2 protein-coding genes are annotated in these 17,912 nt (G+C 75.1%); both read left to right on the plus strand.

Annotation, left to right across the window (positions count from 1 at the left end; all coding sequences use genetic code 11):
- Positions 1-46: 46 nt before the first annotated feature.
- Positions 47-16,912 carry an SDR family NAD(P)-dependent oxidoreductase gene (locus AB0M16_RS35445; RefSeq protein ID WP_365350519.1) on the plus strand — a complete coding sequence of 5,622 codons (16,866 nt, stop codon included), beginning with the start codon at positions 47-49 and terminating at the stop codon, positions 16,910-16,912.
- Between the two features lie 29 nt (positions 16,913-16,941).
- Positions 16,942-17,912, plus strand: a 971-nt coding sequence (locus tag AB0M16_RS35450; protein WP_365350521.1) for a beta-ketoacyl synthase N-terminal-like domain-containing protein, incomplete at its 3' end; no start/stop codon positions are given.

Consider the following 17,912-nt stretch of genomic DNA (forward strand, 5'->3'; position numbering starts at 1 on the left):
CGCACGCGGGCGCCGACTACGGGCCGAGGATGCGGAGTGTGCGCCAATGCGCGAGCCTGAGGGCTTTATTTCTGACGGTGCCGACCTGCCGGAGGAGCGATTGGCGCTGGCGGGCCGGCTGGAGGAACTGACGGTCCCCGAACAGAGCCGGCTGCTCCACGAGCTGGTCGGCGGGGAGGCCGGAGCGATCCTGCGCAGGATCCACCCGGACGACGAGCCGGTGCTCAGCCACCGGACCCCCTTCCGGGAGCAGGGACTGGACTCCCTCGGGCTCATCGAGCTGCATGCCCGGCTGGGCGCCGCGACCGGTCTCGCACTGCCCGTCACGGTCGCCTTCGAGCACCCCACGGTCGAGCAACTGGCCGAGGCGCTGCGCGCCGAGCTCCTCGGCCTCACCGAGGCCTCGCCCGAGCCCGTCGCCCGGCCCCGCGTCGAGGACGAGCCGGTCGCCATCGTGGGCGTGGGCTGCCGCTACCCCGGGGACGTCGGGTCCCCCGAAGACCTCTGGGAGCTCGTCACCGAGGGCCGCGTCGTGACCGACGCGTTCCCCACCGACCGCGGCTGGGACCTCGGCGCCCTCTTCGACACCGACGGGGACCACCCCAGCAGCTACGTCACCACCGGCGGATTCCTCGGCACCGCGACCGAGTTCGACGCCGACTTCTTCGGCATCGGGCCCCGCGAGGCCCAGGCCATGGACCCGCAGCAGCGGATCGTCCTGGAGGTCGCCTGGGAGGCCCTGGAACGCACCGGCACCGATCCGTCGGCGCTGCGCGGCAGCCGCACCGGCGTGTTCGTCAGCACCGGCGTGAGCGAGTACGGCGTCCGCCCCACCGAGGCCCCGGAAGGCCTCGACGGCTACATCGGCACCGGCATGGCGCACAGCGTCGTCTCCGGACGGGTCGCCTACGCCCTCGGCCTCGAAGGCCCGGCCGTCACCATCGACACCGCCTGCTCCGGCTCCCTCGTCGCCCTGCACCTCGCCGCCGGCGCCGTCCGCCGCGGCGAGTGCTCGCTGGCCCTGGCCGGCGGCGTCACCGTCCTCGGCGGCCCCGGCATCTTCACCGAGTTCAGCCGGCAGCGCGGGCTCGCGGCCGACGGACGGATCAAGGCGTTCTCCGACGGGGCCGACGGCACCAACGTCGCCGAGGGTGCCGCCCTGTTCGTCGTGGAGCGCCTCTCCGACGCCGTCCGCAACGGCCACCGGATACTGGCCGTGGTCCGCGGCTCCGCCGTCAACCAGGACGGCGCCTCCAACGGCCTGACCGCACCGAGCGGCGCGGCCCAGCGGAAGGTGATCCGACAGGCCCTCGCGGACGCCGGACTCACCCCCGACCAGGTGGACGCGGTCGAGGCGCACGGCACCGGCACGAGGCTCGGCGACCCCATCGAGGCGCAGGCCCTCCTCGCTGCCTACGGCCAGGACCGCCCCGAAGGACAGCCGCTGTGGCTGGGCTCGGTCAAGTCGAACATCGGGCACACCCAGGCCGCTTCGGGCGCCGCCGGCGTGATCAAGATGATCGAGGCGATGCGGCACGCCACCCTGCCCAGGACCCCGCACGGGGACACCCCGACGACCGCCGTCGACTGGACCCGGGGCGACGTCCGGCTGCTCGCGGAGCCGGTCGCCTGGGAGCGGAACGGCAGACCCCGCCGGGCCGGCGTCTCCTCGTTCGGCATCAGCGGCACCAACGCGCACGTCATCCTGGAGGAACCGCCCGCCGACGCCGCCTCCGCACCGGACACCGAGCCCGACACCGGCACCGAGCCCGACACCGGCACCGAGCCCGACACAGGCACCGAGCCCGACACCGGCACCGAGCTCGGCGCCGGCACCGGCACCGAGCCCGACACGGACGCCGCCGCCGGCTCGGGCACCGCCCCTGCAGCCGAGCGCGGCACTCAGGCCCTCACGCCGGTCGTCGTCTCGGCGAAGAGCGAACCGGCCCTGCGCGCCCAGGCCGCCCGGCTGCTCGACTTCCTGGAACGGCGCCCGGCCCCGGACCTGCCGGACCTCGGCTACTCCCTCGCCACCTCCCGCGCCGCCCTGCCGCACCGCGCCGCCGTGGTCGCGGCCGACCACGGCGAACTGCTGCGCGCCCTGCGCGCCCTGGCCGCCGCGGATACCGCCCCCGGCCTCCACGAGGGCGTCGCCGAGGGCCGCGGAACGGCGTTCCTGTTCACCGGCCAGGGGTCCCAACGCCTCGGCATGGGACGTGAGCTGTACCGGGCGTACCCCGTCTTCGCCGAGGCCCTCGACGAGGCCATCGGCTACCTCGACCTCCAGCTCGAACGGTCCCTGTGGGACGTGCTCTTCGCCACCGAGGGCTCCGCCGAAGCCGAGCTGCTCCAGCGGACGGAGTTCGCCCAGCCCGCCCTGTTCGCCGTGGAGGTGGCGCTCTTCCGCCTCGTCGAGTCGTGGGGCGTCCGGCCGGACTTCCTCGCCGGGCACTCGGTCGGCGAGATCGCCGCCGCGCACGTGGCCGGGGTGTTCCCGCTGGAGGACGCGGCGGCCCTGGTGGCCGCGCGCGGGCGCCTCATGCAGGCACTGCCCGAGGGCGGCGCGATGGTCGCCGTCGAGGCGAGCGAGCAGGAGGTGGCGCCACACCTCGGCGCCGGAGCGGACCTCGCCGCCGTCAACGGCCCCACGGCGGTCGTGGTCTCCGGCCAGGAGACCGAAGTCCTGCGGATCGCCGCGCACTTCGCGGAGCTCGGGCGCCGGACCTCCCGCCTCAAGGTCTCCCACGCCTTCCACTCGGCACTGATGGAACCGATGCTGGAGGAGTTCGGGCGCGTCGCCCGGATCCTCTCGTACACGGCACCCCGCATCCCCGTCGTCTCCCACGTCACGGGGCGCGCGGCCGCCGCCGCCGAACTGTGCTCGCCCGACTACTGGGTCCGGCACGTGCGCGAGGCCGTCCGCTTCCAGGACGGCGTCTCCTGGCTGGCCGGGCAGGGCGTCACCACCTTCGTCGAGCTCGGACCGGACCCGGTGCTCTCCGCCATGGGCCAGGACTGCCTGGCCGACAGCGCCGAACCCCCGCTGTTCACCGCGGTCCTGCGCCGTGGCCACGACGAGGCCGCCACGCTCCTCGCCGCGGTCGCGGCCGCCCACACCCGCGGCGCCGGCCTCGACGGCGAGGGCCTCTTCGCGGGCACCGGCGCGCGGCGCGTCGAGCTGCCCACGTACGCCTTCCAGAGGCGGCGCTTCTGGCTCACCGCCCCCTCCGGCCGCTCCGACCTCCCCGGCATCGGACAGATCGCGGCCCGCCACCCCCTGCTGGGCGCCGTCGTGCACCTGGCGGGCTCGGCCGGAGTCGTCCTCACCGGCCGCGTCTCCCTCGCCTCGCACCCGTGGCTCGCCGACCACGTCATCTCCGGTACGGCCCTGCTGCCCGGCACCGCGCTCGTCGAACTCGCCGTACGCGCCGGCGACGAGGCCGACTGCGGCACGCTCGACGAACTCGTCTTCGAGGCCCCCCTGCTCCTGCCCGCCGAGGGCGGCACGGCCCTCCAGGTCGTCGTCGGCGCGCCGGACCCCACCGGTCGGCGCACCGTCGAGATCCACAGCCGCCCCGAGGACGCCCCCGAGGACGAGCCGTGGACCCGGCACGCCCACGGTCTCCTCGCCCCCGCCGACGGCACGACGGGCCTGCCGCTGACCTCGTGGCCGCCGGAGGGCGCCCAGCCCGTCGACGTCACCGGCCTCTACGCCGACCTCACCGAGCAGGGCTACGGCTACGGCCCCGTCTTCCAGGCCCTGAGGGCCGCCTGGCGGCGCGGCGACGAACTCTTCGCCGAGGTGGCGCTGCCGGAGGAGGCCCGCGCCGAAGCCGGCCGGTTCGGCCTGCACCCGGCGCTCCTCGACGCGGCCATGCACGTCGACATGCTGGCCGGCCACGACGCCGGCCCCATGCTGCCGTTCTCGATGGGCGGGATCACCCTGCACGCCTCGGGTGCCGGCGCGCTCCGCGTCCGGATCCACCGCGTCCGCGGCGAGGAGGTCACCGGCATCGACCTCGCCGACGACACCGGCCGCCCCGTGGCGACCGTGGGATCCCTGGTCGTACGGCCCGTCCCGGCCGACCAGCTGACGTCCGCGGCCGGCGGCTCCGACGCCCTGCTGCGGGTGGACTGGATCCCCGTGGCGGTGGACCCCGCGGGCCCCGTGCCCCCGCTCCTGACCGCCCTCGACGGCATCGGCGACCCGCCGGAGACCGTCATGCTCATCTGCCCCGGAGCCGACGACACCACCGCCGGCACCGCCGGGGCCGACGTCCCCGGCCGGATGCGCCAGGTCGTCCTGGAGGTCCTGAGGACCCTTCAGGAATGGCTGGACGACGAGCGGTACGCCGCCTCCCGCCTCGTCGTCGCGACCCGCGGCGCCATGGGCGACGAGGTCGACCTCGCCCAGTCGCCCGTCTGGGGCCTGGTGCGGGCCGCCCAGGCCGAGCACCCCGGCCGGATCGTCCTCGTCGACACCGACGGCACGACCGCCTCCGACGCCGCCGTCGCCGCCGTGGCCGCCTCCGGCGAGAGCCAGGCGAAGATCCGCGACGGCGTCGTCACCGTGCCGCGCCTGGTCAGGACCGGGGCGGTGGCGGAGGCCGGTCCGGTGGTGTGGTCCGGCGACGGCACCGTGCTGATCACCGGCGGCACCGGTGGGCTGGGCGCGTACCTGGCCCGGTACCTGGTCGCGGTGCACGGGGTCCGGCACCTGCTGCTCACCAGCCGGCGCGGTCCGGCCGCGGCGGGGGCGGCGGAGCTGTGCGCCGAACTCGAGGGCCAGGGAGCCGAGGTCACCGTCGCCGCCTGCGACGTCGCCGACCGCGAGGCGCTGCGCGCGGTCCTCGACGCCGTACCCGCCGCGCACCCGCTGACCGCCGTCGTCCACACCGCCGGCGTCCTCGACGACGCCCTCATCGGACAGCTCACCGACGCGCGCATGGACACCGTCCTGCGGCCCAAGGTGGACGGTGCCTGGAACCTCCACACCCTCACCCGCGACCTCGACCTGGACGCCTTCGTCCTCTTCTCCTCGACCGCCGCCGTCCTGGACGCCGCCGGGCAGGGCAACTACGCCGCCGCGAACGGCTTCCTCGACGCCCTCGCCCGCCACCGCACCGCCTCCGGCCTGGTCGCCACCTCCGTGGCCTGGGCCCTGTGGACCGGCGACGCCGGCATGGGCGCGGGCCTCGACGAGGCCGCCCTGCAACGCGTCCGCCACCTCGGCTTCGTCCCGCTCTCCCCGGACGAGTACCTCGCCGAGATGGACCGCGCCCTCGCCGGGGACGACCCCGCCGTCGCCGTCGTACGGCTCGACCCGGGCGTCCTCCAGCGCCGCATCGACCAACTCCCCGCGATCGTCCGCGGCCTGATCCGCGGCCCGGCACGCCGCTCCGCCGCGACCGGCCACGCCGTCGCCACCACCCTGGCCCAGCACCTCGACAACCTGGAGCCCGCCGAGCGCCACGCCGCGCTCCTCGACCTCGTCCGCACCCAGGCGGCCGCGATCCTCGGCCACGACGGCGCCGGCGCCGTCCACCCCGCGCGCGCCTTCAACGAGGTCGGCTTCGACTCCCTGGCCGCCGTCGAACTGCGCAACCGCCTCAACGCGGCGACGGGCCTCCGGCTCACCGCCACCATGACCTTCGACCACCCGACGCCCGAGGCGCTCGCCACGCACCTCGCCGAGAAGATCTTCAGCACCGCCGCGGCGAACGGCACCCACGTCCGCCGCGGACCCGCCACCGACACCGAACCCATCGCCATAGTCGGCATGGGCTGCCGCTACCCCGGCGGCGTCACCTCCCCGGCGGAGCTCTGGCAGCTGGTCGCCTCCGGCACCGACGCCGTCGGCGAGTTCCCCACCGACCGCGGCTGGCCCGACGTCTACGACCCCGAGCCCGGCACCCCCGGCAAGAGCTACACCCGCGAAGGCGGCTTCCTCTACGACGCCGCCGGCTTCGACGCCGACTTCTTCGGCGTGAGCCCCCGCGAGGCCCAGGCCATGGACCCCCAGCAGCGCCTGCTCCTCGAAACGGCCTGGGAGACCCTGGAACGCGCCGGCCTCGACCCCCGCTCCGTCGCGGGCCGTGACGTCGGTGTCTTCGCCGGCGTCATGTACCACGACTGGGGCATGCGGATCGGCCCCCTGCCCGAGGACGTCGCCGCCCACCACGGCACGGGCAGCCTCGGCAGCGTCGTCTCCGGCCGGGTCGCCTACGCCCTCGGCCTCGAAGGCCCCGCCGTCACCGTCGACACCGCCTGCTCCTCCTCGCTCGTCGCCATGCACTGGGCCGTCCAGGCCCTCCAGCGGGGCGAGTGCTCGATGGCGCTGGCCGGTGGCGTGACGGTGATGTCCACCCCCGACACCTTCATCGACGCGGGCCGCCAGCGCGGCCTCGCCGCCGACGGGCGTTGCAAGTCCTTCGGCGCGGGCGCCGACGGCATGGGCTGGGGCGAGGGCGCCGGCCTCGTCCTCCTGGAGCGGCTCTCGGACGCCCGCCGCAACGGCCACCAGGTGCTCGCCCTGGTGCGCGGCTCCGCCGTCAACCAGGACGGCGCCTCCAACGGCCTGACCGCCCCCAACGGACCCTCGCAGGAACGGGTGATCCGACAGGCCCTCGACCGGGCCGGACTCACCGCCGCCGACGTGGACGTCGTCGAGGGCCACGGCACCGGAACCCCCCTCGGCGACCCGATCGAGATCCAGGCCCTCATGGCGACCTACGGCCAGGAACGCCCGGAGGACGGCCGTCCGCTGCTGCTCGGCTCGGTCAAGTCGAACATGGGACACACCCAGGCCGCCGCCGGCGTCGCGGGCGTCATCAAGACCGTCGAGGCCCTGCGACACGGCCTGCTGCCGAGGACGCTGCACGCCGACGAGGCGTCCACCGAGGTGGACTGGACGTCCGGCGCGGTTCGGCTGCTCACGGAACCGGTCGCCTGGGAACGCGGCGACCGGCCCCGCCGGGCCGGCGTCTCCTCCTTCGGCGTCAGCGGCACCAACGCCCACCTCCTCCTCGAGGAACCGCCCGCGGCCGACGAGCCGACCCGACCGACCGAACCGGCCGACGCCCCCGAGAGCGCGAGCGGAGCCGGGGCCGACGGTCCCGTCCTGTGGGTGGTGTCCGGCAAGACGCCCGACGCCCTGCGCGCACAGGCCACGCGGCTGCGCGCCTTCCTGGACGAACTCCCCGACGACGGACTGGCCTCCGCGGGCCGGGCCCTGGCCACCACCCGCACGGCACTCGAATGCCGTGCCTGGGCCGTCGGCACGGACCGCGACGAGCTCGCGCGCGGCCTGGACGCGGTGGCGGCGGGCACCGTGTGCGCCACCGCCCAGTTCGGAAAGCTCGCGTTCGTGTTCTCGGGTCAGGGTGCTCAGCGTCTGGGGATGGGGCGTGAGCTGTATGCGTCGTTCCCGGTGTTCGCTGAGGCGTTGGACGCGGTGGTTGCGGAGCTTGATGTGCATCTTGAGCGTCCGTTGCGGGAGGTGATGTGGGGTGAGGACGCCGGTCTGCTGAATCAGACGGTGTTCGCGCAGGCCGCGTTGTTCGCGGTCGAGGTGGCGTTGTTCCGGCTGGTGGAGTCGTGGGGTGTCCGGCCGGACGCTCTCGCCGGTCACTCGGTGGGGGAGATCGCTGCCGCGCACGTGTCGGGGGTGTTGTCCCTGGCGGATGCCTCGGTGTTGGTGGCGGCGCGTGGGCGGTTGATGCAGGCGCTGCCGGAGGGCGGCGCGATGGTCGCCGTCGCGGCACCCGAAGCGGATGTCCTCCCACACCTGTTCGACGGCGTCGGTATTGCGGCGGTCAACGGGCCGTCGTCGGTGGTCGTTTCGGGTGTCGAGGGCGAAGTTCTGCGGATCGCCGAGCATTTCGCCGAGCGGGGTGTTCGTACGTCGCGGCTGAAGGTCTCGCACGCGTTCCACTCGGTGTTGATGGAGCCGATGCTGGAGGAGTTCCGCACGGTCCTGGACGGGCTCACCTACGGCTCCGCCCGTATCCCGGTCATCTCGACCGTCACCGGTGAGACGGCTGAGGAGCTGGACTCGCCCGCGTACTGGGTGCGGCAGGTCCGTGACGCGGTCCGCTTCGCCGATGCCGTCACCACCCTCACGGCGCAGGGCGTCACCACCTTCCTGGAACTCGGACCCGACGCCCCGCTGTCGGCCGTGGGGGCCGACTGCCTCCCGGACGGCACGGACGCCGCTTTCGTCGCCGTCCAGCGCCGGGACCGCCCCGAGGCGCCCGAGCTGCTCACCGCGCTCGGCCACGCCCACGCCCGCGGAGTGCCGATTCCCTGGGACCGGTTCTTCGCCGGCCACGGAGCCGCGCACGTCGACCTGCCCACGTACGCCTTCCAGCACCAGCGCTACTGGCTCGACGCGCAGGCCACGGCGGGCGACCCGAGCAGCGTCGGCCTGGAACCCGTGGACCACCCTCTGCTGAGCGCGGCGGTCGTCTCCCCGGAGCCCGACGGCGGAGTCGTGCTCACCGGCCGGCTCTCGACGGGCGCCCAGGCGTGGATCGCCGACCACCGCGTCCTCGACAGCGTGCTCCTGCCCGGCACCGGCTTCGTCGAGCTCGCCGTCCGCGCGGGCGACGAGGTCGGTTGCCGCCGGATCGACGAACTGACCCTGGAGGCACCGCTGGTCCTCGCCGAAGGCGAGAGCGTCGCCGTCCAGGTCGTGGTCGGCGCTCCCGACACCTCCGGCGCCCGCACGGTCGACGTCTACTCCCGGCGCACGGCCACGGACCTCCCGTGGACGAGGCACGCCACCGGCGCCGTCTCACCCGGCACGGCGACCCCGGCCGTCGACCTCACCGCCTGGCCGCCCCAGGGCGCCACGCCGCTCGCCGTCGAAGGTGCCTACGAGCGACTGGCCGGCCTCGGCTACGCGTACGGGCCGGTCTTCCGCGGACTGCGAGCCGCCTGGAAGCGCGGCGACGAGGTGTTCGCCGAGGTCGCCCTGCCGGCGGACGCCCACACCGAAGCCGGCCGGTTCGGCCTGCACCCGGCGCTCCTCGACACGGCGATGCACGCCGACATGCTCGGTGGGGAGGAGACCCTCCTGCCGTTCTCGTGGAGCGGAGTCACCCTGCACGCGGCGGGCGCCTCGGCGCTCCGTGTCTGGATCCGCCGCGTGCGCGGCGACGAACTGTCGGCGATCGAGGTCGCCGACGGCGAGGGCCGCCCGGTGGCCACCGTCGAGTCCCTCGTCTCCCGGCCCGTGTCGCCCGACCAGCTGACCGTCGCCGAGCGACAGGGCTCGCTGTTCCGCCTCGAATGGACCCCGGTGGGCCACGCCCCCGGGACCCGCGCACTGCCGCGGCTGGAGGAACTCGCGCCGACGGACGAGGCACCGGACACGATCGTCTACGCCTGCCCGTCCCTCGACGCGGACGTCGACGCGGAGACGGACGCGGACGCGGCCGACGTGCCGGACCGGGCGCGCGCGCTCGCGCTGCAGGTGATGGAGACCCTCCAGACGTGGCTGGAGGACGAGCGGTTCGCCGCCTCCCGCCTGGTCGTCGTGACGCGCGGCGCCGCGGGCGAGGTGGTGGACGTCGCCCAGTCGCCCGTCTGGGGCCTGGTGCGGGCCGCCCAGGCCGAGCACCCCGGCCGGATCGTGCTCGTCGACGTCGACGGCACACCCGCCTCCTGGGACACCGTCTCCGCGGTCGCCGCCTCCGGTGAGCCCGAAACGGCCGTCCGCGACGGCGTCGTCAGCGTGCCGCGCCTGGTCAGGACCGGGGCGGTGGCGGAGGCCGGTCCGGTGGTGTGGTCCGGTGACGGCACCGTGCTGATCACCGGTGGCACCGGTGGGCTGGGCGCGCATCTGGCCCGGCATCTGGTCGCGGTGCACGGGGTCCGGCACCTGCTGCTCACCAGCCGGCGCGGTCCGGCCGCGGCGGGGGCGGCGGAGCTGTGCGCCGAACTCGAGGGCCAGGGAGCCGAGGTCACCGTCGCCGCCTGCGACGTCGCCGACCGCGAGGCGCTGCGCGCGGTCCTCGACGCCGTACCCGCCGCGCACCCGCTGACCGCCGTCGTCCACGCCGCCGGCGTCCTGGGCGGATCCCTGCTGCGGACCATGACGCCCGAGAGCCTGGAGACGTCGCTGCGGCCCAAGGTGGACGGCGCCTGGAACCTCCACACCCTCACCCGCGACCTCGACCTGGACGCCTTCGTCCTCTTCTCCTCCGCCGGCGGTCTCGTACTGGCCGAGGGGCAGGGCAACTACGCCGCCGCCAACACCTTCCTCGACGCCCTGGCCACCCGGCGCGCCGCCGATGGCCTCCCCGCCGTCTCGCTGGCCTTCGGCCTCTGGGCCGTCAGCACCGGGGACGACGGCGACCTGACCGAGAGCGACCTGCGCACGATGCGCCGGCTCGGCCTGCCCGCCCTGACGCTGGAGGAAGGGCTCGCCCTCTTCGACGCGGGCCTCGCCGCCGACACCCCCCTCCTCGCCCCGCTCCGCGTCGACCCGGGCGCCCTGCGCACCCGCACCGACGAGATACCGGCACTGCTGCGCGGCATGGTGCGCGGCCTCGCGCGCCGGACGGTGGAGTCGACCGCGCAGGCCGACGCGGCCGGTGAACTGGCCCGCACACTGGCAGGACGGACGGACGCCGAACGCTCCCGCCTGGTGCTGGAACTCGTCCGCACCCACGTCGCCGGCATCCTCGGCCACTCCGGGGCCGAGGCCGTCGGCCCGGACCGCCCGTTCAAGGACCTGGGCTTCGACTCGCTCGCCGCCGTCGAGCTGCGCAACCAGCTCGGCGCCGCCACCGGCCTGCGGCTGCCCGCCACCCTCGTCTTCGACTTCCCGAACGCCCGCGCCGTGACGGACCACCTGACGACCCGGCTGTCCGGCGCCGTCGCGCCCGCCGCGCCCGCCGCCCCCGCGGTGTCGGCGCCGGCCGACGAACCCATCGCCATCGTCGGCATCAGCTGCCGCTACCCGGGCGGAGTGTCCTCCGCCGAGGAGCTGTGGCAGCTGGTGGCCGAGGGCCGCGACGCCATCACCCCCTTCCCCGTCGACCGGGGCTGGCCCGGCGACGAGATCTACGACCCGGAGCCGGGCAAGCCGGGCTTCACCTACGCCCGCGAGGGCGGGTTCCTGCACGACGCCACCGAGTTCGACCCCGAGTTCTTCGGCATCATGCCGCGCGAGGCCATGGCCATGGATCCCCAGCAGCGTCTGCTGCTCCAGGCGTCGTGGGAGGCCTTCGAACGGGCGGGCATCGACCCCACCTCGATGCGCGGCAGCCGCACCGGCGTCTACGTGGGCGTGATGTACCACGAGTACGGCAGCCGGCTGCGCGAGGTGCCCGCGGACCTCGTGGACTACCTCGGCAACGGCAGCGCGGCAAGCATCGCCTCCGGCCGGGTCGCCTACAGCCTCGGCCTCGAAGGCCCCGCGGTCACCGTCGACACCGCCTGCTCCTCCTCCCTCGTCTCCCTGCACATGGCCTGCCAGGCCCTGCGGCAGGGCGAGGTCACCATGGCGCTCGCCGGCGGCGTCACCGTCCTGCCGACCCCTGACGTCTTCGTCGGGTTCAGCCAGCAGCGCGGCCTGTCCCCGGACGGGCGGTGCAAGGCGTTCGCCGGTGCGGCCGACGGCACCGGCTGGGGCGAGGGCATCGGCCTGCTGCTCGTCGAGCGCCTCTCCGACGCCCAGGCACAGGGCCACCCCGTCCTCGCCGTCATCCGCGGCTCGGCCATCAACCAGGACGGCGCATCGAACGGGCTCACGGCCCCCAACGGCCCGTCCCAGCAGCGGGTCATCCAGCAGGCGCTGCACTCCGCCGGCCTCACCCCGGCCGACGTGGACGCCGTCGAGGGCCACGGCACCGGCACCCGGCTCGGCGACCCGATCGAGGCACAGGCGCTGATCGCCACGTACGGACAGGGACGCACCGACGAGCAGGCCCTGTGGCTCGGCTCGATCAAGTCGAACATCGGGCACGCCCAGGCCGCGTCCGGCGTCGCCGGCGTGATCAAGATGGTGATGGCGCTCAACGCCGGGCTGCTGCCCCGAACCCTGCACGTGGACGAGCCCTCGCCCCAGGTCGACTGGTCGGAGGGCGGCGTCCGGCTGCTGACCGAGCCGGTGCCCTGGCCGGCGGGCGTCCGTACGCGCCGGGCAGCCGTGTCCTCCTTCGGCCTCAGCGGCACCAATGCGCACCTGATCGTGGAGGAGGCACCGCCCGGGCAGCCGGCCCGGACCGAGCCCACCGGGACCCGGCCCACGGGGACCGAGCCCACCGGGACCCGGCCCACGGGGACCGAGCCCACCGGGACCCGGCCCACCGGTACCGAGCCGGTCCGTCACGAGCCCGGGCAGGCCGAGTCCGCCCGGCCCGAGTCGGCGCGGACGGAGCACGCCCGGCCCGAGGCGGGGCAGCCCGCGTCGGAGCAGGCCGAGCCGGCGACCGTCCCCCTGCCGCTGGTGCTGTCCGCGAAGAGCGAGGGGGCGCTGCGCCAGCAGGCGGACGCGCTCCTCGCACACCTGCGCGCCCACCCCGGGCAGCGCCTCACGGACGTGGCCTACTCCCTCGCCACCACCCGCGCCGCACTGGAACACCGCGCCGTCGTCCTCGCCGAGGACCGCACCGGCGCCGAGCACGCCCTGGCGGACCTGGCCGGACGGGCCGGGGCCGCCGTGCCCGGCGAGTCCGACGCGTCCGGCGAGTCGGACGCGTCCGGCGCGTCCGGCGCGTCCCACGCGTCCCACGCGTCCGACGCGTCCGGCGCGTCCCTCGCGTCCCCCGGACGGACCGTCACGGGGCGGACCGCGCCCGGCGGCCTCACCGCCTTCCTGTTCTCCGGTCAGGGCGCGCAGCGGGCCGGGATGGGCCGCGAACTGTACGCCGCCCACCCGGTGTTCGCCAGGACGCTCGACGCGGTCTGCGCCGAGCTCGACCCCCTCCTCGGCCGCTCCCTGCGCGAGGTGCTCTTCGCGCCCGCCGACGGCCCGGACGCCGACGCCCTGCACCGCACCGCCCTCACACAGAGCGCCCTCTTCGCCTTCGAGGTCGCCCTCTACCGGCTCGTGGAGTCGTGGGGGATCACCCCCGACGTCCTCATGGGGCACTCCATCGGCGAACTGGCGGCCGCCCACGTGGCCGGGGTGCTCTCGCTGCCGGACGCCTGCGCCGTCGTCGCCGCCCGCGGCCGCCTCATGCAGGCGCTGCCGCCCGGCGGCGCCATGGTCGCGGTCCAGGCGACCGAGGAGGAGGTGCTGCCCCTCCTCACCGACGGGGTCGCCGTCGCCGCCCTGAACGGGCCGTCCGCCCTCGTCCTGTCGGGCGTCGAGGACGAGGTGGCCCAGGTGGCCGACCGGTTCCGCGAGACCGGCCGCAAGACCAGCCGGCTCCAGGTGTCGCACGCCTTCCACTCGCCCCTCATGGAGCCCATGCTCGAAGAGTTCCGGCAGGTGCTGCAGGGCGTGACGTTCCACGCCCCGGACGTACCCGTCGTCTCCAACGTCACCGGCGCCGCCGCCACCGCCGCGGAACTCGGCTCGCCCGACTACTGGGTGCGCCACGTCCGCGAACCCGTCCGGTTCGCCGACGGCGTCCGCCACCTGCGGAGCGAAGGCACGACCCGGTTCGTGGAGATCGGCCCCGACGCCGTGCTCACCGCGCTCGCCGAGGCGTGCCTCGACGGGCCCGGACACCTCACCGTCCCCCTCTCGCGGCGTCAGCGGCCCGAGACCGACACGCTCCTCACCGGTCTCGCCCGCCTGCACGCCCACGGCCTGAGCCCCGACTGGCCGGCGTTCTTCGGCGCGTCGACGCCCCGGCGCGTCGACCTTCCCACGTACGTCTTCGAACGGCGCCGCTTCTGGCTCGACGCCCCCGAAGGGGCGGCCGGAGACGTGGCGGGCAGCGGGCAGCGGCCCGCCGGCCACCCGCTGCTCAGTGCGGTGGTGCCCTCGCCCCACTCCGACCAGGTCGTCCTGACCGGCCGGCTGTCCGTGGAGACCCACCCCTGGCTCGCCGACCACGACGTCCTCGGCACCCTGGTGCTGCCCGGCACCGGCTACGTCGAGCTCGCGCTGCGCGCCGGCGAGGAGGTCGGCTGCGACCTCGTCGAAGAGATCACCATCGAGACGATGATGACGCTCCAGTGGTCGGGAGGAACCGCGATCCAGGTCGTCGTCGGCGACGGCGACGGCACGGGCAGGCGCCCGCTGACGGTCTACTCACGCAGCGAGAACGCCCCCGCCGACGCCCCCTGGACCCGGCACGTCACCGGTTTCCTCGCCACGGCCGACGGGCCGGCCCCCGAGACCGGTGTCGGCCGCGGCCCCTGGCCCCCCGAGGGCGCCCGCCCGGTCGACATCAGCACCGTGTACGAGTACTTCGCAGGGCAGGGCATGCACTACGGCCCCATGTTCCAGGGCCTCCGCAGGGTCTGGCGGCTCGGCGACGAGGTGTACGCCGACGTGGCGCTCCCCGAGGACGCACACGAGAACGCCGCCCGTTACCGCCTGCACCCCGCCCTCCTCGACTCCGTCCTGAGCGCCGGCGACTTCCTCGGCGGCCGCAAGCCGCAGGACACCGGCACCTCCCAACTGCCCTTCGCCTGGCGCGGCATCCGCTCCCACCGGGGCGGGGCCGCCGCCTTCCGGGTGCGGCTCACCCCCGCCGGCACCGACACCCTCAAGGTGGAGCTCGCCGACACCAACGGCTCGCCCCTCGCCACGGTCGAATCGCTCCTCGTCCGCCCGGTCACCGCGGCACGGGTCGCCGCCGCGGCCATCGCGGCCACCGGCACCAAGCAGCGGGAGTCGATGCTCCGCATCGACTGGAACCAGCTGCCGCTGGGCCTCGCCGCCGAAGCGGTTCGCGGGAACTGGGCCCTCGTGGCCGGAACATCGGGGACAGCCGGGGCGCAGGAGGTGGCCGGGGCCGCCGGGGCCGCCGCAGCCGCCAGGCTGGAGGGGGCAGCCGGTGCGGCCGATGCCGCCCTCTGGGGTCCGGACCTGCCCGTCCACCCCGACCTCGCGTCCCTCCGCACGGCGCTCGACGCCGGCACGGCCGTGCCGGAACTCGTGCTGTACACGTGCCCCACGGCACCCGCCGCCACCCCGGACGGCGTGCGCGCCGTGGCCCACGAGGTGCTGGCCACCCTCCGGGACTGGCTGGCCGAGCCCCGGTTCAGCGCCTCCCGCCTCATGATCATGACCCGGGGCGCGGTCGCCACCTCGGCCGAGGAAGGAGAGGTCCCGGACCTCACCCACGCCCCCGTCTGGGGCCTCGTCAGGTCCGCGCAGGAGGAGAACCCCGGCCGCTTCCTGCTGGCCGACTTCGACGGCACCGAAGCCTCCGTACGGGTCCTGCCCGCCGTCCTGGGAGCGGACGAGCCCGAAGTGGCCCTCCGCCAGGGGGAGATCAGGGTCCCGCGGCTGACCAGGGTGCCGATGGACGACGCGGCCGAATCCACCCCGTGGCGGCCCGACGGCACCGTCCTCGTCACCGGCGGCACCAGCGGGCTGGGCGCCCTCATCGCCCGGCACCTCGTCCTGGAGCACGGCGTCCGCCACCTCCTGCTCACCAGCAGGCGGGGCCCCGCCGCGGACGGTGCGGCGGAGCTGCGCGCGGAACTCACCGCCCTCGGCGCCGACGTGACCGTCGCCGCCTGCGACGTGGCGGACCGCGCGGAACTCGCCGGCCTCCTCGCCACCGTGCCCGACGAGCACCCCCTCACCGGGGTGGTGCACGCCGCCGCCGTGGCACACAACGCCCTCGTCGGAGACCTGACCCCGGAACAGCTGGACACGGTGCTCCGCCCGAAGGCGGACGGTGCCTGGAACCTCCACGAACTGACCCGGGAGGCCGACCTCTCGGCCTTCGTCCTCTTCTCCTCCTGCTCAGGCCTCGTGGTCGGCGCGGGCCAGGCGAACTACGCGGCGGCCAACCGCTTCCTGGACGCCCTCGCGGAGCACCGCCGGGAGCAGGGCCTGCCGGCCGTGTCCCTGGCCTTCGGCCTGTGGTCGGCGAAGACAGGCCTCGACGGCGGCGTCACCGAGGACGACCTACGGCGCATGAGCCGCCGCGGACTGCCCGCGCTCACCACCGGCGAGGGCCTCGGCCTCTTCGACGAGGCGATGGGCATCGGCCAGGCCGTCCTCGTCCCGCTGCGCGTCGACGGCTCCGCGCTCGTCGCCTCCGGAGACCGGATCCCCGCGCTCCTGAAGGACATGGCCGCAGCCGCCCGGACCCCGGCGACACCGACACGGACCGCCACGGCGGCGGCCACCCCGGCCACCGGCACCGGCGGTGCCCCCGCCTCCGAGGCGGAGTCGCTCGAGAGCCGACTGGCGCCGCTCGACGACGCCGAACGCGAACGCCTCGTCCGCGACCTCGTGCGCACCCACGTGGCAGCCGTACGCCACGGGTCGGTCGAAGCCGTCAACATGAGCCACGGGTTCACCGACCTCGGCCTGGACTCGCTCGCCGGCATCGACCTGCGCAACCGCCTCCAGGACGCCACGGGTCTGCGCCTGACCGCCACGGTGATCTTCGACTACCCGACCCCCGGAGACCTCGCCGGGTACGTGCTCGAAGAACTGGTCGCCGACCTCCCGGTCGCGACCGCGGCACCGGGGGCGGCAGCCGGGGCCGCACTCGGCTCGGCACCCGGGTCGGCGTCCGAGGAGGAGGCGGTCCGCCAGGCCCTCACCTCCATCCCGGTCGACGCCCTGCGCCGGGCCGGCCTGCTCGACGCCCTGCTCGAGCTCGCACCGACGCAGCCGACCGGGCCGCACGCCTCCGCCGCGCCCGCCGGGGCACCGGAAGCCGCCACCGCGGCGGCCGCCGACCAGAGCGAAGCCATCAAGACCATGTCCGCCGAAGAACTCGTCCGCAGGGCGCTCGGGGCCGGCGACTCCAAGTGAGCGAGATCAAACGAGAGGCAGAGGTCCCCGTGGATCCTTCCACCGAACAGATCGTCGAGGCGCTGCGCACGGCGATGCTGGAGAACGAGCAGCTCCGCGCCGAGAGCCGCCGGCTCGCCGAGGAAGCGGCCGAACCCATCGCCGTCGTCGGCATGGCCTGCCGCTTCCCGGGCGGCGTGACCACCCCCGAGGAGCTTCTCGACCTGGTCCTCGACGGGCGGGACGCCGTGTCCTCGCCCCCCGCCGACCGCGGCTGGACACCCGACGGCGACCACGGGCGCGAGGGCGGTTTCCTCTACGACGCCGCCGACTTCGACGCGGGGTTCTTCGGGATCAGCCCCAACGAGGCCGCGATCGTGGACCCCCAGCAGCGGCTGCTCCTGGAGTGCTCGTGGGAGGCGCTCGAACGCGCCGGCCTCGACCCGACCTCCCTGAAGGGAACCCGGACCGGCGTCTTCGCCGGCCTCATGTACCACGACTACGGCCTGGGAGGCACGACCGACGGCAGCCTGGTGTCGGGCCGGGTGGCGTACTCGTTCGGCTTCGAGGGTCCGGCGATGACGGTGGACACGGCCTGCTCGTCCTCGCTGGTGACCCTGCACCTGGCCGCCCAGGCGCTGCGCAGCGGCGAGTGCTCGCTGGCACTGGCCGGCGGCGTCACGGTCATGTCGACCCCGCACATGTTCGAGTACTTCACGCACCAGAACGGCCTCGCCTCCGACGGCCGGTGCAAGTCGTACGCCTCGGCCGCCGATGGTGTGGGGATCTCCGAGGGCGCCGGCGTCCTGGTGCTTGAGCGGCTGTCGGACGCGCGGCGGAACGGGCACGAGGTGCTGGCCGTGGTGCGGGGTTCCGCGGTGAACCAGGACGGTGCGTCGAACGGTCTGACGGCGCCGAACGGTCCTTCGCAGCAGCGGGTGATCCGGCAGGCGCTGGCGAGTGCCGGTCTGTCGGTGACGGACGTGGACGTGGTGGAGGGGCACGGGACGGGGACGACGCT

This window comes from Streptomyces sp. NPDC051921 (genome assembly GCF_040680975.1).
GTDB lineage: Bacteria > Actinomycetota > Actinomycetes > Streptomycetales > Streptomycetaceae > Streptomyces.

Bases quoted from the DNA above. Each gene is read 5' to 3' on its own strand.
- AB0M16_RS35445 (WP_365350519.1), top strand. From the start codon at position 47: ATGCGCGAGCCTGAGGGCTTTATTTCTGACGGTGCCGACCTGCCGGAG.